The 23,700-nt window shown below is 54.4% G+C and carries 25 protein-coding genes; 7 read left to right on the top strand and 18 right to left on the bottom strand.

Annotated elements, in window-relative coordinates:
• Nucleotides 1-3 precede the first annotated feature (3 nt).
• From Q9J32_RS02200 to Q9J32_RS02210, 3 genes are read right to left on the bottom strand one after another with little or no spacing between them, the layout of a single operon-like run.
• The gene (locus Q9J32_RS02200; RefSeq protein WP_304675356.1) at nucleotides 4-759 is read right to left on the bottom strand and encodes an amino acid ABC transporter ATP-binding protein; all 756 of its coding nucleotides are present in this window, start codon (nucleotides 757-759) and stop codon (nucleotides 4-6) included.
• Nucleotides 760-768: 9 nt separating this feature from the next.
• A complete protein-coding gene (locus Q9J32_RS02205; RefSeq protein WP_002223904.1) occupies nucleotides 769-1,485 on the bottom strand; it encodes an amino acid ABC transporter permease in 717 nt (238 codons plus the stop codon).
• Nucleotides 1,475-2,302, bottom strand: coding sequence for an amino acid ABC transporter substrate-binding protein (locus Q9J32_RS02210; protein WP_301885372.1), 828 nt, complete (start codon nucleotides 2,300-2,302; stop codon nucleotides 1,475-1,477). Before Q9J32_RS02210 ends, Q9J32_RS02205 begins: the two co-directional genes overlap by 11 nt.
• 269 nt (nucleotides 2,303-2,571) lie before the next feature.
• Between Q9J32_RS02210 and Q9J32_RS02215 the strand changes: the two genes are divergently transcribed.
• The 4 genes from Q9J32_RS02215 to Q9J32_RS02230 all read left to right on the top strand — a co-directional run bounded on the left by Q9J32_RS02215 (nucleotide 2,572) and on the right by Q9J32_RS02230 (nucleotide 8,176).
• A complete protein-coding gene (locus Q9J32_RS02215) occupies nucleotides 2,572-3,480 on the top strand; it encodes a Dyp-type peroxidase (RefSeq protein WP_301885371.1) in 909 nt (302 codons plus the stop codon).
• A 79-nt stretch (nucleotides 3,481-3,559) separates the two neighbouring features.
• The gene (recB, locus tag Q9J32_RS02220) at nucleotides 3,560-7,174 is read left to right on the top strand and encodes an exodeoxyribonuclease V subunit beta (protein ID WP_301885370.1); all 3,615 of its coding nucleotides are present in this window, start codon (nucleotides 3,560-3,562) and stop codon (nucleotides 7,172-7,174) included.
• A gap of 38 nt (nucleotides 7,175-7,212) precedes the next feature.
• The gene (locus Q9J32_RS02225) at nucleotides 7,213-7,572 is read left to right on the top strand and encodes a rhodanese-like domain-containing protein (RefSeq protein WP_301885369.1); all 360 of its coding nucleotides are present in this window, start codon (nucleotides 7,213-7,215) and stop codon (nucleotides 7,570-7,572) included.
• Between the two features lie 124 nt (nucleotides 7,573-7,696).
• The gene (locus Q9J32_RS02230) at nucleotides 7,697-8,176 is read left to right on the top strand and encodes a DUF302 domain-containing protein (RefSeq protein ID WP_301885368.1); all 480 of its coding nucleotides are present in this window, start codon (nucleotides 7,697-7,699) and stop codon (nucleotides 8,174-8,176) included.
• Nucleotides 8,177-8,451: 275 nt separating this feature from the next.
• Here the strand turns inward: Q9J32_RS02230 and radA are convergent, their stop codons facing one another.
• Nucleotides 8,452-9,831: a DNA repair protein RadA gene (radA, locus tag Q9J32_RS02235; RefSeq protein WP_301885367.1), complete on the bottom strand. Its 1,380-nt coding sequence runs from the start codon at nucleotides 9,829-9,831 to the stop codon at nucleotides 8,452-8,454.
• Nucleotides 9,832-9,858: 27 nt separating this feature from the next.
• Between radA and Q9J32_RS02240 the strand changes: the two genes are divergently transcribed.
• Nucleotides 9,859-10,032 (top strand): hypothetical protein, encoded by a 174-nt coding sequence (locus Q9J32_RS02240; protein WP_304675357.1) that lies wholly within the window; start codon nucleotides 9,859-9,861, stop codon nucleotides 10,030-10,032.
• On the opposite strand, the gene hemE is transcribed toward Q9J32_RS02240, so the two are convergent.
• From hemE to Q9J32_RS02310, 14 genes are all read right to left on the bottom strand, one after another.
• Complete coding sequence (gene hemE, locus Q9J32_RS02245; protein ID WP_301885366.1) at nucleotides 10,020-11,084, bottom strand: uroporphyrinogen decarboxylase; 1,065 nt, start codon at nucleotides 11,082-11,084, stop codon at nucleotides 10,020-10,022. The two genes, Q9J32_RS02240 and hemE, sit on opposite strands and share 13 nt — an antisense overlap.
• A gap of 122 nt (nucleotides 11,085-11,206) precedes the next feature.
• Entirely contained in the window at nucleotides 11,207-11,677 is a 471-nt protein-coding gene (locus Q9J32_RS02250; RefSeq protein ID WP_301818505.1) for a hypothetical protein, read from the bottom strand.
• A 32-nt stretch (nucleotides 11,678-11,709) separates the two neighbouring features.
• Entirely contained in the window at nucleotides 11,710-12,933 is a 1,224-nt protein-coding gene (locus Q9J32_RS02255) for a heme biosynthesis protein HemY (RefSeq protein ID WP_301885365.1), read from the bottom strand.
• On the bottom strand, nucleotides 12,930-14,264 hold the full coding sequence (locus Q9J32_RS02260) for a uroporphyrinogen-III C-methyltransferase (protein WP_372337938.1): 1,335 nt from the start codon (nucleotides 14,262-14,264) through the stop codon (nucleotides 12,930-12,932). The genes Q9J32_RS02255 and Q9J32_RS02260 overlap by 4 nt, the downstream gene beginning before the upstream one ends.
• A gap of 11 nt (nucleotides 14,265-14,275) precedes the next feature.
• Entirely contained in the window at nucleotides 14,276-15,040 is a 765-nt protein-coding gene (locus Q9J32_RS02265; protein WP_301885363.1) for a uroporphyrinogen-III synthase, read from the bottom strand.
• 17 nt (nucleotides 15,041-15,057) lie between these two features.
• On the bottom strand, nucleotides 15,058-15,480 hold the full coding sequence (locus Q9J32_RS02270) for a protein Gly1ORF1 (protein ID WP_301885362.1): 423 nt from the start codon (nucleotides 15,478-15,480) through the stop codon (nucleotides 15,058-15,060).
• Between the two features lie 249 nt (nucleotides 15,481-15,729).
• A complete protein-coding gene (locus tag Q9J32_RS02275) occupies nucleotides 15,730-16,050 on the bottom strand; it encodes a DUF2322 family protein (protein ID WP_002217597.1) in 321 nt (106 codons plus the stop codon).
• A 22-nt stretch (nucleotides 16,051-16,072) separates the two neighbouring features.
• Nucleotides 16,073-16,699, bottom strand: coding sequence for a uracil phosphoribosyltransferase (upp, locus tag Q9J32_RS02280; protein ID WP_002217598.1), 627 nt, complete (start codon nucleotides 16,697-16,699; stop codon nucleotides 16,073-16,075).
• Between the two features lie 105 nt (nucleotides 16,700-16,804).
• Nucleotides 16,805-17,116, bottom strand: a complete 312-nt coding sequence (gene grxD, locus Q9J32_RS02285) for a Grx4 family monothiol glutaredoxin (protein ID WP_002214004.1) — start codon at nucleotides 17,114-17,116, stop codon at nucleotides 16,805-16,807.
• Nucleotides 17,117-17,216: 100 nt separating this feature from the next.
• Nucleotides 17,217-17,423 carry a putative hemolysin gene (locus Q9J32_RS02290; protein ID WP_002217599.1) on the bottom strand — a complete coding sequence of 69 codons (207 nt, stop codon included), beginning with the start codon at nucleotides 17,421-17,423 and terminating at the stop codon, nucleotides 17,217-17,219.
• Between the two features lie 48 nt (nucleotides 17,424-17,471).
• On the bottom strand, nucleotides 17,472-18,251 hold the full coding sequence (locus tag Q9J32_RS02295; RefSeq protein ID WP_002217600.1) for a TatD family hydrolase: 780 nt from the start codon (nucleotides 18,249-18,251) through the stop codon (nucleotides 17,472-17,474).
• A gap of 4 nt (nucleotides 18,252-18,255) precedes the next feature.
• A complete protein-coding gene (locus Q9J32_RS02300; protein WP_301885361.1) occupies nucleotides 18,256-18,606 on the bottom strand; it encodes a PilZ domain-containing protein in 351 nt (116 codons plus the stop codon).
• 3 nt (nucleotides 18,607-18,609) lie between these two features.
• Complete coding sequence (locus Q9J32_RS02305; protein ID WP_301885360.1) at nucleotides 18,610-19,587, bottom strand: DNA polymerase III subunit delta'; 978 nt, start codon at nucleotides 19,585-19,587, stop codon at nucleotides 18,610-18,612.
• Between the two features lie 34 nt (nucleotides 19,588-19,621).
• Entirely contained in the window at nucleotides 19,622-20,752 is a 1,131-nt protein-coding gene (locus tag Q9J32_RS02310) for a PilT/PilU family type 4a pilus ATPase (RefSeq protein ID WP_025457249.1), read from the bottom strand.
• Between the two features lie 162 nt (nucleotides 20,753-20,914).
• On the opposite strand from Q9J32_RS02310, the gene Q9J32_RS02315 reads away from it, so the two are divergent.
• On the top strand, nucleotides 20,915-21,616 hold the full coding sequence (locus Q9J32_RS02315; RefSeq protein WP_301885359.1) for a 5'-methylthioadenosine/adenosylhomocysteine nucleosidase: 702 nt from the start codon (nucleotides 20,915-20,917) through the stop codon (nucleotides 21,614-21,616).
• Nucleotides 21,617-21,784: 168 nt separating this feature from the next.
• Nucleotides 21,785-23,578, top strand: coding sequence for a translation elongation factor 4 (gene lepA, locus Q9J32_RS02320; RefSeq protein WP_301885358.1), 1,794 nt, complete (start codon nucleotides 21,785-21,787; stop codon nucleotides 23,576-23,578).
• Nucleotides 23,579-23,700 lie beyond the last annotated feature (122 nt).

Here is a 23,700-nt window from a genome sequence, read left to right on the forward strand (position 1 = left end):
TAATCAAATCTTGGCAGATTGGATTTGGCTTAAAAATCTCCGCGTCCGTTCGTGTTTGGGGTGGTCGAACAACTCTTTCGGGCCGCCCTGCTCTACGATAACGCCGCCGTCCATCACGACGACGGTAGTCGCCACTTCAAGCGCAAACTTGATTTCGTGGGTCACGACAACCATCGTCCAACCTTCCCGAGCCAATTCCTTCATGGCGTTCAACACGTCTTGCACCAACTCGGGGTCGAGTGCGGAAGTCGGTTCGTCAAACAGCATCAGCTCGGGCTGAATCGCCAATGCGCGGGCGATGCCGACGCGCTGTTGCTGACCGCCGGAAAGCTGGTAGGGATAAAGGTCAACCTTGTCGCCCAAACCGACTTTTTCAAGCAATTTCAAAGCTTCTTCGCGCGCTTGGGCGGCAGGTTTGCCTTGTACGGCAACCGGTCCTTCCATCACGTTTTCCAACGCAGTTTTGTGCGGAAAGAGGTTGTATTGTTGGAACACCATGCCGGACTTGCGGCGCAGTGCCAAGATGTCGTGCTTTGTCGTTTTTTTGGAAAAATCGATGCTTAACGGCCGCTCGTTGTCGAACTCGATTTGTCCGTCTTCAGGCATTTCCAAAGCGTTTAAACAGCGCAGAAACGTCGTTTTGCCTGAGCCGGAAGGCCCTAAGATAACCACCACCTGCCCTTTGCCCACATCCAAATCGATGCCGCGCAAAATAGCGTTTTCGCCAAAGGTTTTGCGGATATTGCGGATTTTAATCATGGCTTTCCCTTATTTGGCGACATAGCGGTCGAAGCGTTTTTCCAAGCGCGCCTGAATCAGGAATAGCACTTTGCAGAAACACCAGTAAACCAACGCGGCTTCGATATAAACGGGCAAAAAGTCATAAGTACGGTTTGCTGTCTCCTGGGCGACACGGAAAAGCTCCGTTACCGTTACCACTGCGGCGAGCGAGGTGTTTTTGAACAAGCCGATAAACTCGTTGCTCAAAGGCGGCACGGCAACGCGGAATGCCTGCGGCGCGACGATGCGGCGGAAAGTCTGCATATAGGTCATACCGATGGAGAAACCTGCTTCCCATTGGCCTTTCGGCACGGACAAAATCGCCGCGCGTATGGTTTCGGAAGCGTATGCGCCGACATTGAGCGAAAAGCCGATGATGGCGGCAGGAATCGGGTCGATATAGATGCCGACGGAAGGCAGCCCGTAAAACACAATCACAAGCTGCACCAACAGCGGCGTACCGCGAATGACGGAAATATAAAATTCCACCAGCTTCAGCAGGATTTTCCGCGCAATGCCGCCGGCGGGCATAATCCGCACCAAAGCCACGGCTACGGCAATAACCATACCGATAACGAAAGAAGCTGCCGCCAAAGGCAGAGACACCGCGAAGCCGGCTTTGACCATAGGCAAAAACGCGCTGACAATCATATCGGCGCGTGTTTCCGTCATAAACGGCAGCGAAGCAAGAAAATTATTGAACACTGATGTCTTTTCCGAAGAATTGTTCGCCCAGTTTTTTCAGCGTGCCGTCGGCTTTCAGCTCGTTGATTGCCGTGCTGAATTTCGCCACGGCTTCGTCATTGCCCTTGTTGACAACCAGGCCGGAACCGACTTTTTCATCGGCAGGCGCGGACCAAACGATTTTCACGCCGGCATTCGGGTTTTTCTTCAGATAGTCTAAAACCGCCAATTCATCGTTCAAAGTCGCATCGGCGCGTTTTTGTTCAATCAGGGTCAAAGATTGCGCCAAACCGTCCACCGGCACGAGTTCCGCTCCCGCCGCTTTGGCTCTTTCGCCGTAGTTGCTGGTCAGGGATTGTGCGGTTTTCACGCCTTTGATGTCGTCGATAGATTTGATGTTGCTGTCGTTACGCGCCACCAAAACCGCACCGCTCCAGCTGTAAGGTTCGGATTTGTCGAATGTCGCTTGGCGTTCGGGGCTGGTCAAACCGACTTGGTTTGCCACCACGTCGAAACGTCCCGCCTTCAAACCCGCCATCATCGAATCCCATTGCGTTTCTTTAAACTCGACTTTGACACCTAATTTTTCCGCCACGGCGCGGGTAACTTCCACATCGTAGCCGGTCAGTTTGCCGTCTTTGTCGTGGTAGGTAAACGGCGCGTAAGTGCCTTCCGTGCCGACGGTAACCGTGCCTTTATTGTTGATGCGCTCGATTAAAGAACCGGAAACTGCCGATTGTGCAGGCGCGGAAGATGCTCCGCTGCCGCCTTCCGAACCGCCGCAGGCCGCCAAAACCAATGCGGCAATGCCGCCGAGTACGAATTTTTCCAACATCATCCTCTCCTGTAAAAAGTGTGCAAGTGCGGCATTCTAAGTGAAATTGCGGCAAACACAAAGAATACTTTTTTATATGGCTATTCCAAACCGGAATGGGAAAGATATGCCGGAGCCGCCGGAAGCAGAAATAAAGGCGGCGGGCGGCGCGAAACCGAAAAGCGGCATCAGGTACGCAAACGGCGGATTCACGCACGCTGTTCCGGCAAAAATCCGCCTGCCGATTCGGTGCTATAATCCACCCGAAACAGATGACACCAAAAAGGAACATCATGAACACGCCCCAATCCGCCATCATTCCCGACCACGCACAAGCCGGCATCTTTATCGAAGCCGACTTCGCCGCCAACCGCCTCAACGATATTAAAGCCGCCTGCCGCGCTTCGCTCGACGCGCTATCCGCCTTGAAAACCCGTTTTCCGGACGATATTTTGGGTCTGACCATCGCCTTCGGCAGCAAAGCCTGGAAAACATTCGGACATACGGGCGAAGGCAGTGAAATCAAACCCTTCCCCGAAATGGGCAACGGGCTTGCGCCGTCCACGCAGCACGATATGTACATCCACATCCAATCCTTCCGCCAAAACGCCGCCTACGCGCTTGCCCAATCCGTTTTGGGCGCATTCGGCGACAGCATATGCGTCGCGTCCGAAGAACACGGTTTGCGCCTGTATCAGGATCGCGGACTGGACGGTTTCGTCGACGGCACGGAAAACCCGCAGGGCGATGAAAAAATCCGCGAAGTCGCCATCATCCCCGAAGGAAAACCCGATGCGGGCGGCAGCTATGTCCTGCTGCAAAAATACCTGCACGACTTGAAAAAATGGGATGCCGTCCCCGTCGTCGAACAGGAAGCCGCCGTCGGACGCAGCAAGGAAACCAACGATGAATTCAGCCGCGATGTCCGCCTGCCCGATTCGCACTTGGGACGCGTCAACCTGAAAGAAAACGGCATCGGTCTGAAAATCGTCCGCCGCAGCCTGCCCTTCGGCAAAATCAGCGGCGAACACGGTTTGATGTTTACCGCATACTGCCGCACGCTGCACAATATCGAAGCGCAATTATTGAGTATGTTCGGCGATACGGACGGCAAAACCGACCTGCTGCTCCGGCACCTCTCCGCCGCCGTTTCGGGCGGATACTACTACGCCCCGTCCCTCGAACGCCTGCAAAACCTCTAAGCCGGACGATGCCGTCTGAAACCCTTTTTTCAGACGGCATTTCCCGTTTTACCGTCCAACCGTTTCCCGAGCGCGCACTATGTCCGCACCCATCCGAGCATTCGACCCGCTGACTGTCCCCATTGCCGGCACCAACCTGATTGAGGCCTCTGCCGGCACCGGCAAAACCTACGGCATTGCCGCCCTGTTTACGCGCCTGATCGTGTTGGAACAAAAAAGCGTCGAACGCGTATTGGTCGTAACTTTCACCAAAGCCGCCACCGCCGAGTTGAAAACACGCCTGCGCGCGCGTTTGGACGATGTGTTGCAGGTTTTAGAAAGCAAAGAAATTGCCGAACTTGGAGACGGCGCGCTTTCAGACGGCATTGCCGCCTACTGCGCCGAACACCACGAAGGCGACACCTTCCTGCCCGCACTCTTAAAACAGGCTTTGCAAAAAGAGGGCCGGACGCGCCTGATTGTCCGCCTCAAAGCCGCCATCGGGCAATTCGACAACGCCGCCATCTACACCATCCACGGCTTCTGCCAGCGCATCCTGCGCGACTACGCGTTTTTGTGCCAAGCACCGTTCGATGTCGAACTGACCGAAGAAGACGGCGACCGCCTGCTTGTCCCGGCTCAAGATTTTTGGCGGGAACGCGTCAGCAACGACCCGGTGCTTGCCGAATTGGTTTTCAAACGCAAAGCTGTGCCGCAAACCGTCCTTGCCCAAATCCGCGCCTACCTGTCCCGCCCGTACCTGAATTTCCGCCTTCCGCAGGCGGATTTGCCGCAAGCCCGGGACGCCGCTTTGGCAAACTGGCAAAACATTTGCGGAAATCTGGCTGAATTAAAAGAAACTTTTTGGCGCATCCACCCCCTTTTAAACGGCAATTCGTATCGGAAAAACAGTTTTGCCGAACTGTTTGACGCGTTGGAACAAAAAGCCCTGTCGCCGGATTTGCCCTTTTTGGAGGCGAAGCTGCACGAACGGCTCTTGAAACTCTCGTCCGACAAACTCGAAGCCGGACTGAAAAAAGGTAAAACGCCCGATGCGGCAGTATTTGCCGAATTGCAGAAACTGGCAGACTTCGGGCGCGATTTGGACGCACTCGAAGAAGCGGAAGAAGCAACAATAATCCGGCTGCAACTGGATTTAATCGGATACCTCAACCGCAGCCTTGCCGAGATGAAAAAATCGCGCCGCGAACGCGGTTTCGACGACCTGCTGCTCGATGTCCATACCGCGCTGACCGACAACCCGCACGCCGAAACCCTCGCCCGCGCCGTTGCCGAAAACTGGGAAACCGCGCTGATCGACGAGTTCCAAGACACCGACCCGCTGCAATACGAAATCTTCCAAAAGATTTTCATTGCCCAAAACCGCCCGCTGTTCCTCGTCGGCGACCCCAAACAGGCGATTTACAGCTTTCGCGGTGCGGACATTTACGCCTACCTTCAGGCGGCGGAAGATGCGCGGCACCGCTACACGCTCGCCACCAACTACCGCAGCCACGCCGCGCTTATCGGCAGCATAGGCGCGCTGTTCCGTCTCAAAGAACACCCGTTCGTTTTGGAAAACATCGGTTATTCGGAAGTCGGTGCGGCGCGTGCCGAAAGCAGGTTGTCGCCCGAACGTCCTGCCGTACAGGTTCGTTGGCTGCACGAAAACGACAATGAAAAGGCCAACAAAGACGTTTTGCGCCGCCGTGCCGCCGACTATTGCGCCGACGAAATCGCCCACGCGCTCAACGAAGCCGCCGGAGGCCGTCTGAATTTCAAAGGCTGCCCACTGCAGTCGGGCGATATTGCCGTTCTGGTACGCACGCACAACGAGGCGGTGATGATTTCCGCCGCCCTGAAAAAACGGCAGGTGCAAAGCGTCCTGCTTTCGCGCGAATCCGTGTTCGCCTCGCCCGAAGCCGCCGCCCTTTCCGCACTCATCGGCTTCTGGCTCGAACCGCGCCGCGCCGGAACGCTGCGCTTTGTCCTGACAAGCAGCATATTCGGTTATGACGCGCAGCAATTGCACGACTTCAACCAAAACGAAAGCGAGATTTTGCATTGGGCGGAATCTGCCCGAACCGCGCTCGACAACTGGAATAAATACGGCATTTTCGCCGCTATGCAGCAATTTTCCCAAACACACGGCATCGAAACGCGCCTCTTAAGCCGGAACAACGGGCGCAGCCTGACCAATTATTTCCAACTGCTCGAACTGCTTGCCGCCGAAGACGCGCAAAATCGCAACCCCGCCGCGCTGCACAAATGGCTGCGCGACCAAATCAGCCTTGCCGGCAACAACGGCGGCGACAACCGCGCCATCCGTCTGGAAAGCGACGAAGATTTGGTCAAAATCGTTACCATGCACGCCTCGAAAGGTTTGCAGTATCCGCTGGTGTACTGCCCGTTTGCGTGGGACGCGCAAGATACCGGGCCGTCCGACTGGCAAATCCTCCACCAAAGCGCAAATCGAACCGAACTGTTGGCAAAGGCGCAACTGTCGGAAGACGAACAGAAGCAATACGCCGATGAGGAAATGGCGGAACGCCTGCGCCTGCTTTATGTCGCGCTGACGCGTGCCGAGGAACAGCTCAACATCTACGCCGCCTATTCTTCCGATACCGCCGATAACCCCCTCGCCTACCTGATAGAAGGCTTGCCGCAAGACAACCGCGAAACCGTCCGCCGTGCCTATGCGTGTGAAAAAGACGGCATCGCGATGCTCAAACGCAACTGGCGGAGCGTGGCGGACAACGCCCCTTCCGGCACAAATTTCGCCTTCACAGAAGATGCGCCGCCCCCTGCCGCCTATCGCGGCAACGCCGGTCAAACCGCCGAATTTGCCGCAAACAGCATTCCCGAACGCGGATTCCGATTTGTCCGCCACACCAGCTTTACCGCCTTAAGCCGCCATACCCAAACGCCCGATGGCGGCGAAGAAGATGCCTGCCCGTCCTTGGATGCCGCCGAAACCTCGGTGCCTGCGATGCCGTCTGAAACGCCGACGGCTTCAGACGGCATATCGGTACACGACTTTCCGAAAGGCACGCAGGCGGGGCTGTGCCTGCACGAAATTCTTGAAGATTTCAAATTCGGACAAGCAGCCGCCGAACAGGAAACCCTCATTGCCGACAAGCTGAAAAAATACGGTTTTGAAGAAATATGGCTGCCCGCCGTTGCCGAAATGGCGGAAGCCTGCCGCAAAACGCCGCTGACGGGGGCATACGGCCTGTCCGACATCCCGCCCGAGTACCGCTGCCCCGAAATGGGCTTTACCCTCCACACCGAAAACTTCGGCCTCAAACGGCTACGCGATTGGTTTGCCCGCGACGATGTCCGGCTGCCCGAAGTCTGCCGTGCCGCTGCCGAAACGCTCGACTTCCACACCGTCAACGGCTTTTTAAACGGCTTTATCGATATGGTCTGCCAAGACCCCGAGGGAAATATCTGCGTCATCGACTACAAATCAAACCACCTCGGCACGGACGCATCCGCCTACACGCAACAGGCGATGGACGAAGCCGTCGCGCACCACCACTATTACCTTCAGGCACTGATTTACGCCGTTGCCGCCGCACGCTACTTCAAACTGCGCGGACAACCGCCCGCCGCCGTTTCCGTCCGCTACCTGTTTTTGCGCGGATTGGATGGCAAAGGCGGCGGCGTTTGGCGTTGGGACATAGATGCCGACGCTTTGGAACAGATAAAATAACTTCCCGTCCCTTAAGACGACAACCGCAGGAGAACCCTATGAATATCAAACAATTGATTACCGCCGCACTCATTGCCTCAGCCGCCCTTGCCGCGCAGGCAGCCCCGCAAAAACCCGTATCCGCCGCCCAAACCGCGCAACATCCGGCCGTTTGGATCGATGTCCGCAGCGAACAGGAATTTAGCGAAGGGCATTTGCACAACGCGGTCAACATCCCCGTTGACCAAATCGTCCGCCGCATACACGAAGCCGCGCCCGACAAAGACACGCCGGTCAACCTCTACTGCCGCAGCGGACGGCGTGCCGAAGCCGCCCTTCAAGAACTGAAAAAAGCAGGTTATACAAATGTTGCCAATCACGGCGGTTATGAAGACCTGCTCAAAAAAGGGATGAAATGACGCAATGCCGTCTGAAAGGACAGGCTTTCAGACGGCATACGGCGTTCCGGCACGCGGCGCAACATCGGGCGCGGCGCGTGCCGCCCCGTCCGAAGCCTGATAAACAAACCGATAAGGAAATACGATGAAACACATACTCCCCCTGATTGCCGCATCCGCACTCTGCATTTCAACCGCTTCGGCACACCCTGCCGTCAAACCGCCCACCCAAAACGAAACCGCTATGACCACGCATACCCTCACCTCAAAATACAGTTTTGACGAAACCGTCAACCGCCTTGAAACCGCCATAAAAAGCAAAGGGATGGACATTTTTGCCGTCATCGACCATCAGGAAGCGGCACGCCGAAACGGCCTGACCATGCAGCCGGCAAAAGTCATCGTCTTTGGCACGCCCAAAGCCGGTACGCCGCTGATGGTCAAAGACCCCGCCTTCGCCCTGCAACTGCCCCTGCGCGTCCTCGTTACCGAAACAGACGGCAAAGTACGCGCCGCCTATACCGATACGCGCGCCCTGATTGCCGGCAGCCGCATCGGTTTTGACGAAGTAGCAAACACTTTGGCAAACGCCGAAAAACTGATACAAAAAACCGTAGGCGAATAAGCCCGTCGCCGACATATGGCGGATGGAAATCAGATGCACACGCCCCTCATTCCCGCGAAGTCGGGAATCCAAGCGGTTGGGTTGCCGTGATTTCCAATCATTGCCGAAACGGACGATTCCGGATTCCCGCCTTCGCGGGAATGACGGGCGTGTGCGTTTTTGCCATATCACAGGCAACTTTGCCGAAAATCTTATCTGTCGCCGGTATGCATTCCTGTTTCAATCCGCCACAAACCAAATGCCGTCTGAACCCCGATTTCAGACGGCATTTCCTTTCAATCCCTATCTTCCCGACAAATATCAATGGCTTCCTGCAAACTCGAAACGCCGTGGATTTTCAGGTTCGGAAATTCTTTGGCATTGCGCGGCATATTGGCTTTGGGGACGATGGCGCGTTTGAAGCCGAGTTTTTCCGCTTCTTTGAGCCGCTCTTGCCCGCGTGCGACCGGGCGGACTTCGCCGCTTAAGCCGATTTCGCCGAAAACCACGGTTTTTTCGGGCATAGGGCGGTTGCGGAAGCTGGAAAGCATCGCGAGGATGACCGCCAAATCCGCCGCCGGTTCGCCGATTTTCACGCCTCCGACGGCGTTTAAAAAAACATCCTGATCGAAACAGGCGATGCCGCCGTGGCGGTTTAATACGGCGAGCAGCATCGCGAGGCGGTTTTGTTCCAGTCCGACGGTGAGGCGTTTGGGCGTAAAGCCGTGCGCGTCATCGACCAATGCCTGAATTTCGACCAAAAGCGGGCGACTGCCTTCCTGCGTGACCAAAACGCACGAGCCGGGCGTGTCGTCGCGGTAGCTGGCGAGGAAGATGGCGGACGGGTTGGACACGCCTTTCAAACCGTTTTCGGTCATCGCGAACACGCCCAATTCGTTTGCCGCGCCGAAGCGGTTTTTGATGGCGCGTATCATGCGGTAGTTGGAATGTTGGTCGCCCTCGAAATACAGCACGGTATCGACCATGTGTTCCAGTACGCGCGGGCCTGCAATCGCGCCGTCTTTGGTAACGTGTCCGACCAGTATCATGGCGATGCCCATTTGTTTCGCCATGCGCGTCAGTTGGGCGGCGCATTCGCGTACCTGCGACACGGAGCCTGGGGCGGAAGTGATTTGGTCGGAATACATGGTTTGGATGGAGTCGATGACGACGACTTCGGGCTGATGCTGTTTCAAGGCCGTCTGAATGGCTTCCATGCGGATTTCGGCAAGCAGGTTTACGCCTTCGGTAGGCAGCTCCAAGCGTTGCGCGCGCAGGGCGACCTGTTGGGCGGATTCTTCGCCGGAAACGTACAGCACTTTGCGGCTTTGCGCCATTTTGGCGATGGTTTGCAGCAGCAGCGTGGATTTGCCGATGCCTGGGTCACCGCCGAGCAGGATGACCGCGCCATCGACCAAACCGCCGCCCAATACGCGGTCGAGTTCGCCCATACCGGTCGGATTGCGCGGCACTTCGGTCGCGGTAACGGCGGAGAGGGATTGGACGGTCGAAGTGTCCGCCGCCCAAGATTGGAATCGGGCATTTTTCGGCTCGGGCGCGGCTAAGCTTTCCTGAAGTGTGTTCCACTCGCCGCAATGCGGGCATTTACCCTGCCATTTCGGGGAAGTGCCGCCGCATTCGGTGCATTGGTAAAGGGTTTTAAGCGTTTTTGCCATCGGTTTTCCCTGCATCTGAAAACAAAAATGCCGTCTGAACATAGGGACGGTTGGGATTACGCCAATACGGCAACGCCGCCGTCCTTATGTACTATCCGTACACGGCGGATATTGCCGCATTGCCTTATTTTTACCCTAACCGGCCATCTCTCGGCTTCAGACGGCATATCGGGCAGTTTCCTGCCGACTTACCCGCCGTGATACTGCCGCGACAGCTCGTGTACGGTGTCGACTAAGATTTTGGCGTGTTCGGGGTCGGCGTGTTGGTTGATGCCGTGTCCGAGGTTGAAGACATGGCCGCTGCCGTGTCCGTAGTCGGCTAGGATGCGTGCGACTTCGGTGCGGATGGATTCGGGCGTACCGAAGAGGGCGAACGGGTCGAAGTTGCCTTGCAGGGCGACTTGCTTGCCGACGCGGCGGCGTGCTTCGCCGATGTTGCACGTCCAGTCCAAGCCTAATGCGTCTGCGCCGATTTCTGCCATGCTTTCCAGCCACAGCCCGCCGCCTTTGGCAAACACGATGACGGGAACGCGTCTGCCTTCGCTTTCGCGTTTCAATCCGGCAACGATTTGGCGGATGTATTTGAGGCTGAATTCTTTAAACGCCGCATCGCTCAAAACGCCGCCCCAAGTGTCGAAAATCTGCACAGCCTGCGCGCCCGCGTCGATTTGGGCGTTGAGGTAGGCGGTAACGGCTTGGGCGTTGGTGTCGAGGATTTTGTGCAGCAAATCGGGGCGCGAGTACATCATGGTTTTGATGGTGCGGAATTCCTTGCTGCTACCGCCTTCGACCATGTAGCAGGCAAGTGTGAACGGGCTGCCAGAGAAGCCGATAAGCGGTACGCGGCCGTCCAATGCTTTACGGATGGAAGTTACCGCGTCGAAAACGTATTGCAGTTTTTCCATGTCGGGAACGTGCAGCTTGGCGATATCGGCTTCGTGTTGTAAGGCGCGTTCGAATTTCGGGCCTTCGCCTTCGGCAAAGTACAGTCCCAAGCCCATGGCGTCGGGTACGGTCAGGATGTCGGAGAACAAAATCGCCGCGTCCAAATCGAAGCGGTCTAAAGGTTGGATGGTGACTTCGGTCGCCAATTCGGTGTTTTTGCACAAATCGAGGAAGCTGCCCGCTTTCGCGCGCGTGGCTTTGTATTCGGGCAGATAACGCCCCGCCTGGCGCATCATCCAAATCGGCGTGTATTCGACGGGCTGTTTGAGCAGGGCGCGGAGGAAAGTGTCGTTTTTTAAAAGAGTCATGCGGGGCTTTCGGTTTGTTTGTAAAACGGAGAAGGAAAACAGTTTTCAGACAACCTTTGCGGCGGTTTCCGCAATGAAAGGTCGTCTGAAAGGGGGGGCGGACACATTTGCCTAGGTAATCATCAGTAGATGATTAAACGGCAGCAGGTTTTCAGGGGGGGTTCAATGGTGCGTTTATCTTCGATATGGATAACTTTGGGTTCTTCAGCATCACAATCGCGATGAGAGCGCCCTTCGATACCGATTTTGAAATCTTCATCCAATCCTTCTTCTTTTAGGATTAGCGTAAAAATTTCGGGATGATGGCATGAAACGGCATATCCATCGCCACTATCTAAAGTGATAATGCCAAAATCTGCAGATGGTGTTCCTATTTGAACCTTGCCCCATTTGCTTAACATCTCTTTAGCTTGTTTCGCCAAATCTTTTTCCGGTTCAAGTAAAATGACGCAAGTCCCATTTTCAAAGAGCACCCAAGATTTTTCGTTTCCATTAATGCTCTTTTTCCAAACATCAATTAACTTTTGGCGATAAGCAGGCGTTCCAATTTCAAATATTTCTTTCTTTTCCTTAAAGGAATCTGAAGACCCCATCAAATTCTCCCAGATAAAGATATTTCCCAAAATCAGCTATGCTGCTCTAACGCTGCGTGGCGTTCGTCATCGGAGACGGCTTCCAAAACCAATTTGCGCTGTGCTTCGGCTTTTTGCGGCTGTTCGGTTTCGTCAAAGACTTTCGCCAACACCAGACGCGCCGAAACGCTCGGTTGCAGGGCGATACTGGCTTCCAAATAACCTTTCGCCTTACCCCACAGCCGACGGCTGTAGGCGAGCCGGCCGAGATACATCAGCAGAAGCGCGTTGTCGGGCTGTTCTTTCAGCCAAGAATCGGCAAAATCGATGGCCTTCTGCTGATCGCGCTCACCCAAAAAGCGCACGCTTTCGACAAAGGCTTCCAAAAGCTCGGGGCGGCGGTTGTGCGGATAATGCTGTTTGACCCATTTGACCGCATCGGCATACAGTCCCAAACGTTCGTACTTTTCCGCAACCGATACGCTCAATTCCCCGTTTTTGAGGCTGTCGGGAATCCGTTTCAGGCAGGTTTTCAAAGCGGCGGCATCGGCAGCATCCGCCAGCTGGCGGCGGTATGCCCAATTTTGATACCGTTCCATTTCCGATTTGCCCAATGCGCCCGCCTTGGAAAGTTTTTCGGTTTTTGCCAGAACCTGCAACGCGTCGCCCCGATCGAAGGCGTAACGAAGTTGCAGACGCACGAGGCGCGTAAGGTTGGCATTCATCTTCGCCGCCGCATGAAGATTGGCTTCCGCCGCTTCGTAATCGCGCCGGTTCAACGCCGATTCCGCCAGCAGCAGGTAGCGGGAAAGCTGCTGTTTTTCCGGCAGTTTAGCGATTTCCGCAAGATAACGGTCGCGCAGCTCGATGTTTTCCATCTGTCCGGCGGCGTGTGCGCCCAGCATCAATGCCAAAGTCCGGTTGTCTCCGGCCTCTTTGTTTCCCAATACGCGCGAGGCTTCGAGCTCTGCCTTTTCAAAACGCCCTTCAAAATACGCCAAACCCGCTTTATTCAAGTAAAGCGCAGCCTTGCGTCCTTTTCGTGCCAAACTGAAACGCTGCATCTTTTCGGGAATATTCAAAATGCCAATGACGAATTTAAGCAGGAAATACCAAACTGCAACGGCAATCAGCAGCCCCAGCACAAAGGCGTGCAGGTTGATTCTGAGCATGGTCTGTCCGAGTACGATATACACGTCGCCGGTGTAAATGCCTGAAGCCAATGCCAGCCCGACGGCGGCGGCAAACAGGACGACAATCCAGACTACCGTTTTCATGCGCGTTCTCCTTTAGCGGAGGGCAAACGCCCTGCCTTTTCCGGTACGGGCTGTTTTTTTGCAGGCTGTTCCGGTTTGCGTTCCGAAGGCAGGGACGGTGCTTCTATGGTCTTCACATCCGATGCGGCAGCCGCTTCGGAAGCTGTGTTTTCGTTTGCCGGTTCGGAAACCGTCTGTTCCGCTTCTTGATTTTCCGCCGCCGTCATGCGCGTACCGTCGCGATAGGCGCGGACGGCATTTAGGCTGTTTTTCAAACCGTCATCCGCCGTCATGCGCACATCCAACGCCTTCAATTCCGCCAGTTCTTTCAGCCACGACTGCGTGGCGGGAGACTTGGCATCGAAATACTGTCTGACGGCGGCTTCGGCATTGTTCAAATCTCCCTGATAGACTTCGCCGTTGCGCTGCATCAATGCGGTGCGCGCATCCAACAGACGCAGACGCAGGTTTTCACGCACAAAATATGCCTGTTCCGGTGAAATCAGCATGGCATCGTTGTTTTCCAAACGGCGGATTTCGACCAGCCCTTTCAATGTGCCGAGGGATTTTTCCCATACGTTCTGCCACCATGAAGCGGAAACGGCTTCGTTCTTCACCTGTACGCCCGGTTTCAGCACACCGTCGAGCATCAGCGGCAGTCCGGATACGGCGGTTTCCAGCCTGTCGAGGCGCAATGCCGTGCCGGAAATATCGACATAGGGACGGTTTTTCAGTTCCGCCAAGTCACTGCTGATTGCCTGCTTGAGCGGCAGGAGCTCTGCCTGATTGAAACGGGACAGGCGGCTGTCGATATGTTCCAGCACGCCGACTGCCGTTTGGATATTGCCGGTCAGCACCAGCTGTTGCGCCGCCAGATTGAGTATGGTCTCGGTTTCGTCCACCAGCCAATCGGCGCGTCCTTTGGTCAACTCGCGATAGGCTTTTTGCGTCATCAGGATTTGTTCGCCGTTGGCTTTGACACCGCTGTCCAAACGGTCGAGTTCGGACTGTATGGCACTTTGGCGGTTGAGGTTGTCTTTGAGCAGGGCGGCGTTTTCTGACTCGCCCAAAGCGGCTTTGTCGATTTTTTGGTTGAACGCCAGCTCTTGGTTTTTCAAGACATTCTGTCCTTGGACAAACAAAAAACCACTTGCACCCAAACCCAAGGCCGCCAATACCAGGGCGCAGGCCGCCAAAGCGTTGCTGCCGGACTGTTTGACGATAAAAGGAGCGGCAGGAATGTGTACTTCTGTTTCGTTTTCTTTGCGTGGGGAAGAGGTTTCAGACGGCATTTCTTTTGATGCCTGTATCTCGCGTACGGGTTCGGATGATTTGTTTTCAGGTTCGCCCACCGTTTTGCTCCTTATTGGTTTGAGGTTCCGGGAAAGACCATGCCGTCTGAAACGGAAATGGAAGAATGGGAAAGCGCGGCTTCCAGCGTAGGGACGGTTTCGACCGAACACGCGCCTTCGCGCTTCAATGCCTCCGCAATGCGCGGATGATGGGTAAAGTATAGCAAGGATTTGAAGAATCGGGAAAATTGCGGCGGAAGCTGTCCGAACAACGCGTGCACCAGCTCGGTCGACGTGATATAGGCGGCGGCAATATTTTCGGTTTGGAAATTTTGAAAGTTCAAAGGTTTATGCCGTCTGAAATAGACTTCTGCCACCTCCGTCCGAAAACCTTTCTCCTGCAAGGCATTCATCAAAAAATCCCGCCCGCCGTGTCCGCGCACAAACAATACGCGCGCACCTTCGGGCAGACTGTTCCAAACCGGCAGGCGCAAAACCGCCTCGCTGTCGTTGCCGTCTTCAGGTGCAAACACGCCCGCGCCCGCATAACGCGCCAAGGCACGGCGGCTGCCCTGTCCTACGGAAATGTGCATCTTTATGCCGTCTGAAAAGTCCAAGTACTGCGCGGCGGTTTCAACGGCGGTCGGACTGACCCAAAACACGGCATCCGCACGGGCATACATTTCCGGCAGCCGTTTCAGGCTTGCTTCGTCGGTTTCGACTTCAATCGGACTCAACACTTCCGTCTGCCATCCGGCACGACGGCAGGTTTCCACATCGTCCTTCGCCCTGCCCGACGGACGGACAATCAGCATGACGGGTTTCGCTGTTTCCATCGCCTTATCCGCCCCGATTACCAGGAAAAATCGTCATCGTTGAAATTCGCCTGCGCGGTTTTCGGCGTACAGCCGACCCGTGCGACTTCCTTGCCCCTACGCTCCACAACGACACCGCTGCTTTCCGTATGAGTCACAGAATCGAAGCCTGTCCATACGGTGTACATAAATTCGTCGTTTTGGAATTTCATCGTTGCCCAACGACCGCTGCCCATACCTTGCCACCTGTCGGAACGCCCCAACAGGTCAGCTTTGCTGTTGCGTATGGCAATTTCTTTTTTTGCCGCACTGCCGAACGAATATTCGTAAAAATTGCGGTTGATTTTTTGAACTTCTATATATTTGTTGTTGTCCGTTTTACAGGAAAACACCGTATCCGCCCACACGGTTTGGGCGGCAGCCGACAGAAGCAATACGGCAGAAAGGAACATTTTTTTCATCGTATTTCCTTAATGGTTGAAACCCCGCCATTTGGACATCCGTCCTTCGTGGCAGCAGCATCAGATTTTATTTGAGAGGGGTGTAACCCCTTCCAAATTAGGGCAACACATAGGGCGGCGCTTTATGTGTCGTCCTGCGTGTTGAAACATCATTGCCCGTATCCTGAAATAGAAAAGAAAATGCCCGTTTTACGGCCCTCTTTCCGACAAAATGCCGTCTGAAACGGATTTCAGACGGCATGGTCGAAATTATTGCGCGGCAAGCGGCTTGAGCAGGAAGGTTTCGCCGCTTTGTACGACATTTTCCAGCAGATCGATGTTCGGATGCTTGCCCGGATGGGCACGAGCATCGTCAACGTGCTCGGCAAACCATATCAAACCCTGCTCTGCCGCTTCTTTGTCCAATTTTCCGCCAAAACGTTCCGCCAAGGCATTGTACAGCTTGAGCGAACCGAGTTTGCCCTGTACGGCAGGAATATGGTGAACCGTTTTGCCGTCGGCATCCTGAACGTCCAAACCGCCCAGATGGTCGATTGAAGGAAATGTGGCGAGATAATCTTGAAAATTCATATCAACTCCGAAAATCAGTCAGTTAGCGCGTGCCGAAAATCTTGTCGCCCGCATCGCCCAAGCCGGGGATGATGTAGCCGTTTTCGTTCAAGTGGCTGTCGAGCGCGGCGGTGTAAATCGTAACATCGGGGTGTGCGTCATTAACAGCCTTCACGCCCTCGGGCGCGGCAACCAAGACTAAGGCTTTGATGTTGCGGCAGCCCTTGGCTTTCAAAAGGTCGATGGTGGCAACCATCGAACCGCCCGTCGCCAGCATCGGGTCGATAATCAGGGCAGGACGTTCGTCCATACTGTCCACGAATTTCTCGAAGTAGGAAACGGGTTTCAGCGTTTCCTCGTCGCGCTGCAAACCGACCACGCTGATTTTGGCAGTCGGAATCAGGTCGAGCACGCCGTCGAGCATACCCAAACCGGCGCGCAGGATGGGGACGACGGTCAGGGTTTTGCCTTTGATGCGGTCGCCTTCAATCTGACCGCACCATCCGTCGATAAGGTATTTTTCGATTTCAAAATCACGGCTTGCCTCGTATGCCATCAGGCGCGCCAACTCGGTGGTCAGCGTACGGAATTTGTAGGTACTGCAATCCGCCTCCCTCATCAGGGTCAGTTTGTGGCGGACGAGCGGATGGTTGATAACGTTAACGTTCATCGCGGTGTTCCAGTGTGATTTTGAGACGCGCCATTATACTTTTTTTTGATTTGCCGGAAAAGAAAATGCCGTCTGAAACACGTTCAGACGGCATTGCCGAATCCATCAGGCTTTCAGCAGCTCTTGCAGCTCGCCTGCCTCATACATTTCCATCAGGATGTCCGAACCGCCGACAAACTCGCCGTTCACATAAAGTTGGGGAATGGTCGGCCAGTCACTGTATTCCTTAATGCCTTGGCGTACTTCGGGATTTTCCAATACGTTGACGGTAACGTAATCGGTGCAGCCTGCCGCGTTCAGGATTTGCACGGCGCGGGAAGAGAAACCGCATTGCGGAAACTGCTTCGTACCTTTCATAAACAATACGACGCGGTGTGTCGTTACTACTTCTTTGATTTGGTCGTGGATGGAAGCCATCGCTTATTCCTTTTGATAAAGTTGACAAAATTTGTCAGGTAGGGCGCATTATACGCAAAAGCGGAAACTTCCCACAATATTTGCTGTATATCGTGCAGTATCAATGTTGTGAACGGAAATATTCCCACTCCTCGACAATCCTGCTGTCCGGCAAATGGCACAGGGCATATCCGCCGCCGCTTTCGTCTTTTTTTGCTTCCCGTCCGCCGCCTTTGGCAATGCAGAATTTGGAAGCGGAATTTGCCATACCGACTGCCTCATGCCTGTCCGAAACATGTTGGCAGGCAGTCAGCAGCAGCGCGGACATACATACGGATGAATTGCCTTCATGGTTTTCCTTATCGTCGGCACAGGGTCAGACGGCCCGCATATCGGGTACTTTTTTAAACAGCCGGTAAAAGTTTTCCGTCGTGTATGCCGCAACCTGTTCCAAGGTCTGGTTCCGCAATTTGGCGATATGCTCTGCGGTATAACGCACAAAAGCCGGCTCGTTCTGCCTGCCGCGCTTGGGAACGGGAGCGAGGAACGGCGCATCGGTTTCCACCAAAATGCGGTCGTCCGGAACGTATTTTGCCGCCTCCTGAACCAAAGGGGCGTTTTTAAACGTAACGATTCCTGAGAAAGAAATATAAAGCCCCAAATCCATGGCAGCCCGGGCAAAGGCTGTGTCTTCGGAAAAACAGTGGATCACACCCGAATTGGTTTTACATTCTTTCAAAATCGCCAAGGTGTCCGCCGCCGCATCGCGCGTATGGACGATAACGGGCAGCCCGGTTTGGTTGGCTGCCTCGATGTGGTCTGCAAAGCGTTTGTGCTGCCAGGACAAATCGCCTTTGCACCAGTAATAATCCAAACCCGTCTCGCCGATGCCGACCACTTTCGGATGGGCGGCGGCTTCGACCATTTCCGCAATGGAAAATTCTTCGGCTTCCCTGCTGTCGGGATGTACGCCTATGGTGCAATAGATGTGTTCGTGCGCTTCGGCGACGGCAAAGACTTCGGAGAAGCTTTCCCTACTGACGCTGATAGCAAGCGCCTGCCCCACGCCGTTTGCTTCCATGTTGGACAAAACTTCGGGCAGGCGTTCTTTCAAACCTTCAAAATTGAGGTGGCAGTGCGAATCGATGATATGCATGGCGTTACATGGTAAACGTAGGTCTGCTGCCGCTGATTGTGCTGCCCAGTTCGACTTCGATCTGGTCTTTGACTTTCAGGCAGTTTTCGTGTTTTGTGAATGCCAGCCCCACCCCTTTGGGTTTGGAGGGAGTACGCGCCGGATTGATCCACGCCACCTGTGTCGGCAGGAACAGTTTGGGGAAGTTGAGGATTTCCACGGCAAGCAGAATGTCTTCCCCGATGGAAAATACGTCGTCGGTCTGCACAAACAGACCGCCGTGTTCCAAAAACGGCATATAGGAGCTGTACAGCAGATTCATGTCTTTCAGCTGCAACGACATCATTTTTGCCGGAATATTTTGTCCGTCTGACATAATTCACCCGTTCTCTTTCTTCAATTCCAAATAATTGATGAGCAGATGCTCGATCTGCATTTTGACATTTAAAGTATGAAACCCGTAAGGGGCGAGCTGTTTGAGCATATCCTCCGCCGCAAATACATTGCGCGGACGGAAACCGGATGCCGTCTGAAGCAGCCTGTCTTCATAAGCGGGATAATAGACGGGTTTCATGTGTTGCAGGCACAATCCCAAATCGACCAGCCACTTCTGCATCCACCCGACAAATACGGCGAGCGGAAGTTTCTCCTTATCGAAAAGCGCGGCGTAGTCCAAAATCTTCAACAACCTCGGTTCTGCCAAAATATCCAGCAGCTTTGCCCTCAATTCCCGAAGCCCGTCTTCCTCCTGAAACAGCGGCGCGCCCGAATGGAAAGCCAAAAATTCTTCCGGCTCCGCCACACCCCTTTCACGCAGATACGCCGATGCTTCCTCATGCGAAGGCGCAGGCAAAACCATCTTCCGGCAGCGGCTTTTAATGGTCGGTAAAACCTTGTCCGCCGCGTGGCTTACCAGCAAAAAGACCACTTGTGGCGGCGGCTCTTCCAACACTTTCAACAAACTGTTGGCGGCCTGGACATTCATACTTTCCGCAGGATGAATCAGGATCACGCGCAAACCGCCCCGTACCGAAGTCAGGTACACATTATCGATGATTTCCCTGACGGCATCGATTTTGATTTGCAACAGTTTGCGTCCGTTTTCCCGTTCGTCCGTCAGGGGGGTGATTTCGTAAAAATCGGGATGGCTTCCCTGTCCAAACAGATGGCAGGACATACATTCGCCACAGGGTTTGCAGCCCGGTGCAGGGGCTTCGCACAACAGCGCCTTCGCTGCAAAACGGGCAAACGCGGTTTTCCCCGTCCCCTTTTTGCCGGCAAACAGCCACGCATTGGGACGGCTCGTCCAATGCTCCGCAATCTGCCGCCATTGTTCATTATGCCACGGATAGATCATGTCAAACTGCCCGTCCGGAAATCCATACCGTTCATCAGAGCAATTCCAAATCCGGTCCGGAACTTTGCGCGCGGCGGCTGCGCAACTGTACCGCCAAACGCAAATCGTGTGCGGAGTCGGCATTTTTCAAGGCATCCTGCAGGGAAATCTCGCCTTTTTCATACAATTGGTAAAGGTGTTGGTCGAAGGTCTGCATACCCAAGGTAGTGGATTTTTTCATCACTTCTTTGATTTCATGGATGTTGCCGTTGTGAATCAACTCCGAAATCAGGGGCGAATTGAGCAGCACCTCGACTGCCGCCACCCTGCCCTTGCCGCCGTCTCGCGGAACGAGGCGTTGCGAAATAAACGCCTGAAGGTTGAGCGACAAATCCGTCAGCAATTGTTCGCGCCGCTCCTCGGGGAAAAAGTTGATGATGCGGTCGAGCGCCTGATTGGTGCTGTTGGCGTGCAGCGTCGCCATACACAAATGCCCCGTTTCGGCAAAGGCAATGGCGTAGTCCATCGTTTCGCGGTCGCGGATTTCGCCGATCAGAATCACATCCGGTGCCTGCCGCAGCGTGTTTTTCAACGCCGCCATCCAGTTTTCCGTATCCACGCCGACCTCGCGCTGGGTGATGATGCAGTTTTTGTGTTCGTGGACAAACTCGATCGGATCTTCGATGGTGATGATGTGTCCGAACGAATTTTCATTGCGGTAGTCGATAAGCGAGGCAAGCGAAGTCGATTTGCCCGAGCCGGTACCGCCGACAAAAATAACCAGCCCGCGTTTTTTCAGCGCGACATCCTTCAAGACCGGCGGCAGGTTCAGGCTTTCAAACTTGGGAATCTTGCTGGTAATCGCGCGGAATACCAACGCCGTCGCGCCGCGCTGTATCATCGCATTAACGCGGAAGCGGCTGGTGTCCGGCAGGCTGATGGCGAAGTTGCACTCGTTGGTCGATGAAAATTCTTCCGCCTGCTTCGCACTCATAATCGAAAAGGCGATTTCCATACATTTTTCCGCCGTCAGCGGTTCGTCCGTGATGCGGGTGATTTTGCCGTCCAGCTTCATCGCGGGCGGGAAATGGGTCGTCACAAATAGGTCGGAACCTTTGTTTTTGTTCATATGGCGCAGCCATGCGAACAGTTCTTCCTTTGCAGTCATATTTTCATCGGTAAACATCTTCGTCCCCCAATCTTCAAACAATCTGTACCTTCCCATTCTACCAAAAACCCGCCGTGCCGTCTGAAACCGTTTCAGACGGCACGGCGGGCGGCTGCCCCGATGCGCCGCGTTAACGTGTATAATCCGGCACTCATCCGAAATTCACAGCAGGTCAGCAATATGTCTTTGAAAACAGTAGCCGTTATCGGCGCGATGGAACAGGAAATCGAGCTTTTGCGCGAGATGATGGAAAATGTCAAAGCCGTCTCTTTCGGCAGATTTTCCACCTATGAAGGCGAATTGGCGGGAAAACGCATGGTGCTTGCATTGAGCGGCATCGGCAAGGTCAATGCGGCGGTTGCAACGGCTTGGCTTATCCATCAATTCGCACCGGACTGCATCATCAACACCGGCAGCGCGGGCGGTTTGGGCAAGGGTTTGAAAGTCGGCGACGTAGTCATCGGTACGGAAACCGCGCACCACGATGTCGATGTAACCGCATTCGGCTATGCCCGGGGGCAAGTGCCGCAACTGCCGGCAAGGTTCGCTTCAGACGGCATTTTGATTGAGGCGGCAAAACGGGCGGCGCGGACGTTTGAAGGCGCGGCGGTAGAACAAGGCCTGATTGTCAGCGGCGACCGCTTCGTCCACAGCAGCGAAGGCGTGGCGGAAATCCGCAAGCACTTCCCCGAAGTCAAGGCAGTGGAAATGGAAGCGGCGGCGATTGCCCAAACCTGTCATCAGTTGGAAACGTCTTTCGTCATCATCCGCGCCGTTTCCGATTCGGCGGACGAAAAGGCAGACATCAGCTTTGACGAATTTTTGAAAACGGCGGCGGCAAGTTCCGCAAAAATGGTGGCGGAGATTGTCCGATTTTTATAAGACCTTTATCAAACTTATCTTTATAAGACCTTTATCAAACTTATGCCAAAACAGCGGTTTTCCGTTAGAATGTCGGGCTATTTCCACGTTGCATCCGATATTCGGACGTACCGCTGTTTGTTCAGACGGCATTTCTAAAACCTACCGTTCAGCATTAAAAACAACTCAATGAAAAATATCCGAAATTTCTCCATCATTGCCCACATCGACCACGGCAAATCAACGCTTGCCGACCGTTTTATCCAATATTGCGGCGGTTTGGATTTGCGCGAAATGAGTACGCAGGTGCTCGATTCCATGGACATCGAAAAAGAGCGCGGCATCACCATCAAAGCGCAAACCGCCGCACTCAACTACAAAGCGCGCGACGGGCAGGTGTATCAGCTTAATTTGATTGACACGCCGGGACACGTCGACTTCTCTTACGAAGTTTCCCGCTCGCTGTCGGCTTGCGAAGGCGCGCTTTTGGTGGTTGACGCGTCGCAGGGCGTGGAAGCGCAAACCGTGGCGAACTGTTACACCGCGATTGATTTGGGCGTGGAAGTCGTGCCCGTTTTGAACAAAATCGACCTGCCTGCCGCCGACCCCGAACGCGTGGAACAGGAAATCGAAGACATCATCGGCATCGATGCGGTCGGCGCGGTGCAGTGTTCCGCCAAAAGCGGCATCGGCGTGGAAGACGTTTTGGAAGAAATCGTTGCCAAAATCCCCGCACCGACCGGCGATGAAAACGCGCCGTTGCAAGCGGTGATTGTCGATTCGTGGTTTGACAACTATGTCGGCGTGGTCATGCTGATCCGTGTGAAAAACGGCACCATCAAGCTGAAAGACAAAGTGCGCTTTATGAGCACCAATGCGGAAACGCAGGTCGAACAGTTAGGCGTGTTCACGCCGAAATCGGTTCAAAAACAAGAACTCAAAGCCGGAGAAGTGGGCTTTTTGATTACCGGCGTGAAAGAATTGGGACAGGCAAAAGTCGGCGATACGGTTACACTGGTTGCCAACCCAGCTTCCGAGCCGCTGCCCGGCTTCCAAGAAGTACAAAGCCAAGTATTTGCAGGCCTTTATCCGGTGGAAAGCCACGACTACGAGGCCTTGCGTGACGCTTTGGAAAAATTGCAGCTGAACGATGCTTCGTTGAAATTCGAGCCTGAAGTTTCCCAAGCATTGGGATTTGGCTTCCGCTGCGGCTTCTTGGGTCTGCTGCACTTGGAAATCGTGCAGGAACGCTTGGAGCGCGAGTTCGACATGGATTTGATTACCACCGCGCCGACGGTGGTTTACGAAGTCGTGTTGAAAAGCGGCGAAAAAATCGAAGTCGAAAACCCGTCCAAACTGCCCGACATCGGCAGCATCGAAACCATTCTCGAGCCGATTATTACCGCGACCATCCTCGTGCCGCAGGAATACGTCGGCAACGTCATGACTTTGTGCAACCAAAAACGCGGCGTGCAGGTCAATATGCAATATATGGGCCGTCAAGTCATGCTGACTTATGATTTGCCGATGAACGAAGTCGTGATGGACTTCTTCGACAAACTCAAATCGACTTCGCGCGGTTATGCTTCGTTGGACTACCATTTCAAAGAGTTCCAACCGTCTGATTTGATTAAGCTCGACATTATGGTCAACGGCGAAAAAGTCGATGCGCTGAGCCTGATTGTACACCGTCAAAGCTCGGTTCACCGGGGACGCGAGCTGGCATCGAAAATGCGCGAGCTGATTCCGCGCCAAATGTTCGACATCGCCGTCCAAGCCGCCATCGGCAGCCAGATTATCGCCCGAGAAAACGTCAAAGCACTGCGTAAAAACGTTTTGGCGAAATGTTACGGCGGCGACATTACCCGTAAGAAAAAACTGCTTGAAAAACAAAAAGCAGGCAAACGCCGTATGAAACAAGTGGGCAACGTGGAAATTCCGCAAAGCGCGTTCTTGGCGATTTTGCAGGTTAGCGACAAATAATATTTCGGTACATAGGGCGGCACATATGGCGCAGCCCTCCAAACTGCTCCGATTTGAAGAAGGTGCGCATTCCCAAACAAACCTTGATTTACCGCTCCAAAAGGGCGTTTGGTTTTAACCGT

The organism is Neisseria uirgultaei, from assembly GCF_962719845.1.
GTDB lineage: Bacteria > Pseudomonadota > Gammaproteobacteria > Burkholderiales > Neisseriaceae > Neisseria > Neisseria bergeri.

What these genes read in the sequence shown, in the direction of transcription:
- Q9J32_RS02200 (WP_304675356.1), bottom strand. Translation starts at nt 759, where the DNA reads ATGATTAAAATCCGCAATATCCGCAAAACCTTTGGCGAAAACGCTATT.
- Q9J32_RS02210 (WP_301885372.1), bottom strand. Translation starts at nt 2,302, where the DNA reads ATGATGTTGGAAAAATTCGTACTCGGCGGCATTGCCGCATTGGTTTTG.
- Q9J32_RS02215 (WP_301885371.1), top strand. Translation starts at nt 2,572, where the DNA reads ATGAACACGCCCCAATCCGCCATCATTCCCGACCACGCACAAGCCGGC.
- recB (WP_301885370.1), top strand. Translation starts at nt 3,560, where the DNA reads ATGTCCGCACCCATCCGAGCATTCGACCCGCTGACTGTCCCCATTGCC.
- Q9J32_RS02225 (WP_301885369.1), top strand. Translation starts at nt 7,213, where the DNA reads ATGAATATCAAACAATTGATTACCGCCGCACTCATTGCCTCAGCCGCC.
- Q9J32_RS02230 (WP_301885368.1), top strand. Translation starts at nt 7,697, where the DNA reads ATGAAACACATACTCCCCCTGATTGCCGCATCCGCACTCTGCATTTCA.
- radA (WP_301885367.1), bottom strand. Translation starts at nt 9,831, where the DNA reads ATGGCAAAAACGCTTAAAACCCTTTACCAATGCACCGAATGCGGCGGC.
- Q9J32_RS02240 (WP_304675357.1), top strand. Translation starts at nt 9,859, where the DNA reads ATGCCGTCTGAACATAGGGACGGTTGGGATTACGCCAATACGGCAACG.
- hemE (WP_301885366.1), bottom strand. Translation starts at nt 11,084, where the DNA reads ATGACTCTTTTAAAAAACGACACTTTCCTCCGCGCCCTGCTCAAACAG.
- Q9J32_RS02250 (WP_301818505.1), bottom strand. Translation starts at nt 11,677, where the DNA reads ATGGGGTCTTCAGATTCCTTTAAGGAAAAGAAAGAAATATTTGAAATT.
- Q9J32_RS02255 (WP_301885365.1), bottom strand. Translation starts at nt 12,933, where the DNA reads ATGAAAACGGTAGTCTGGATTGTCGTCCTGTTTGCCGCCGCCGTCGGG.
- Q9J32_RS02265 (WP_301885363.1), bottom strand. Translation starts at nt 15,040, where the DNA reads ATGGAAACAGCGAAACCCGTCATGCTGATTGTCCGTCCGTCGGGCAGG.
- Q9J32_RS02270 (WP_301885362.1), bottom strand. Translation starts at nt 15,480, where the DNA reads ATGAAAAAAATGTTCCTTTCTGCCGTATTGCTTCTGTCGGCTGCCGCC.
- Q9J32_RS02275 (WP_002217597.1), bottom strand. Translation starts at nt 16,050, where the DNA reads ATGAATTTTCAAGATTATCTCGCCACATTTCCTTCAATCGACCATCTG.
- upp (WP_002217598.1), bottom strand. Translation starts at nt 16,699, where the DNA reads ATGAACGTTAACGTTATCAACCATCCGCTCGTCCGCCACAAACTGACC.
- grxD (WP_002214004.1), bottom strand. Translation starts at nt 17,116, where the DNA reads ATGGCTTCCATCCACGACCAAATCAAAGAAGTAGTAACGACACACCGC.
- Q9J32_RS02290 (WP_002217599.1), bottom strand. Translation starts at nt 17,423, where the DNA reads ATGTCCGCGCTGCTGCTGACTGCCTGCCAACATGTTTCGGACAGGCAT.
- Q9J32_RS02295 (WP_002217600.1), bottom strand. Translation starts at nt 18,251, where the DNA reads ATGCATATCATCGATTCGCACTGCCACCTCAATTTTGAAGGTTTGAAA.
- Q9J32_RS02300 (WP_301885361.1), bottom strand. Translation starts at nt 18,606, where the DNA reads ATGTCAGACGGACAAAATATTCCGGCAAAAATGATGTCGTTGCAGCTG.
- Q9J32_RS02305 (WP_301885360.1), bottom strand. Translation starts at nt 19,587, where the DNA reads ATGATCTATCCGTGGCATAATGAACAATGGCGGCAGATTGCGGAGCAT.
- Q9J32_RS02310 (WP_025457249.1), bottom strand. Translation starts at nt 20,752, where the DNA reads ATGTTTACCGATGAAAATATGACTGCAAAGGAAGAACTGTTCGCATGG.
- Q9J32_RS02315 (WP_301885359.1), top strand. Translation starts at nt 20,915, where the DNA reads ATGTCTTTGAAAACAGTAGCCGTTATCGGCGCGATGGAACAGGAAATC.
- lepA (WP_301885358.1), top strand. Translation starts at nt 21,785, where the DNA reads ATGAAAAATATCCGAAATTTCTCCATCATTGCCCACATCGACCACGGC.